Origin of the sequence: Bartonella sp. AP88XZML, assembly GCF_042195565.1 — a bacterium.
GTDB lineage: Bacteria > Pseudomonadota > Alphaproteobacteria > Rhizobiales > Rhizobiaceae > Bartonella.
This window is the reverse complement of sequence record NZ_JBHIOQ010000054.1, coordinates 1-1,311: the sequence shown is the minus strand read 5'-3', so window position 1 is coordinate 1,311 and position 1,311 is coordinate 1. Positions and strand designations below refer to the sequence as shown.

Here is a 1,311-nt window from a genome sequence, read left to right as displayed (position 1 = left end):
GCAAATGATCTTGTCTTCCCAGACCCTCGTCCACCCCAAGCCGCTCGCACCAAAGCGTCCCCTGCAAAAATAGGAATGAGTTTTGGTACAATACTAATCTGTCGTGTTGTCATTGACCAAAGGCGCGATTTCTACACGCGTTATCACCTTAATGGCTCCCCCATCTTCACCTGTTACCTGTAAAGGCAACACCTTACCAAGCAACGCTAAATAAGCAGCGGGGCATTCTATAGCCTGCTTTTCCAAATAAGAAATCAAACCATCCTTGCCAATTTTATTCCCAGCATTCTCAGCAGCCTTAACCACTGCTTCTTTTAAAATGCGCGTCACTTTATTTGGAACGCCTTTGACACGCCCTTGACCTGCCTTTGGGGGTATACGCTTTTTAATGGGTTGTGGAGCCTGCTGTGTATTTTCTGATGTCATAAAATACGCCCTCCAGATAATAAAAAACCCCGCATTTGCGGGGATTTTGAACTGTACATTTCCCTCTCTAGACACAATACGCCTAAGTACAGTAATGTCATTAAATACGATTTGCTACACTTTGTCAACACTAAAATAACACATATTGATAATTTCAAAGGGAATCAGTTAAACAGCACTTATGAATAATTAAGGGTTCAAAATGATGAAATCATTATCCATAACACGCATCATAACATTTATAGCTTTCTTTTCTATATCAGCGCTACCTGCATCAGCGTCATTTGGATTTACACGTACATTTACACGTGTAGATACTATAGAGCAGTACAATAAACTTTACGATAAATATGCAAGTAAAGAATATGAAGACTTTACGCATTTCGACAAGCAACACGAAGCAAATCAATTTGCATACAAAAATGGCTATCAAAATATAACTGCCAAATTTGACACTGTATGGCATCGTCACATACTTATTGTTTTATGTGGACGCTTTGTGAATTTACTAAGGGGTGATTATAATAAGGAGATGTCATGGGCGATGCTACCTAGTGTAATAAATACTTTACGCTATGAACATAATTGGAGTGAAGAAAATTTTATTTGGGCATACAACATGTCTATGAGTAGTACAGATCCAATGTTTTATTACGCAAAAAAATTTCTTAGTTCTCCGAGTGGAAATGGCATTAACCCCGAAACACAAGTTGTTGATTTAGTGTCTAGTATGAGAGTCGATAATGGGAGAGGCATAAAAAAAACAGCTAGGTTTTGTAGAGACTTACGAACGATATACAATATAATGAAACCGTAATAGAGATTGTCATTTAACGATCAAAATGTTTCTGAAGAGCATTAAGAGCAACGCGTAGTGAATTCACA

The 1,311-nt window shown here is 38.1% G+C and carries 2 protein-coding genes and 1 pseudogene; 1 reads left to right on the top strand and 2 read right to left on the bottom strand.

Features of this window, described 5'->3' with window-relative positions:
* Positions 1-113: pseudogene (locus ACFIK2_RS07050) on the bottom strand (terminase); the annotation flags it as partial.
* Positions 94-426, bottom strand: coding sequence for a hypothetical protein (locus tag ACFIK2_RS07045; protein WP_375677071.1), 333 nt, complete (start codon positions 424-426; stop codon positions 94-96). The gene ACFIK2_RS07045 and the pseudogene ACFIK2_RS07050, both read right to left, overlap by 20 nt.
* Positions 427-631: 205 nt before the next feature.
* Between ACFIK2_RS07045 and ACFIK2_RS07040 the strand changes: the two genes are divergently transcribed.
* Entirely contained in the window at positions 632-1,243 is a 612-nt protein-coding gene (locus ACFIK2_RS07040) for a hypothetical protein (RefSeq protein WP_375677072.1), read from the top strand.
* Positions 1,244-1,311 lie beyond the last annotated feature (68 nt).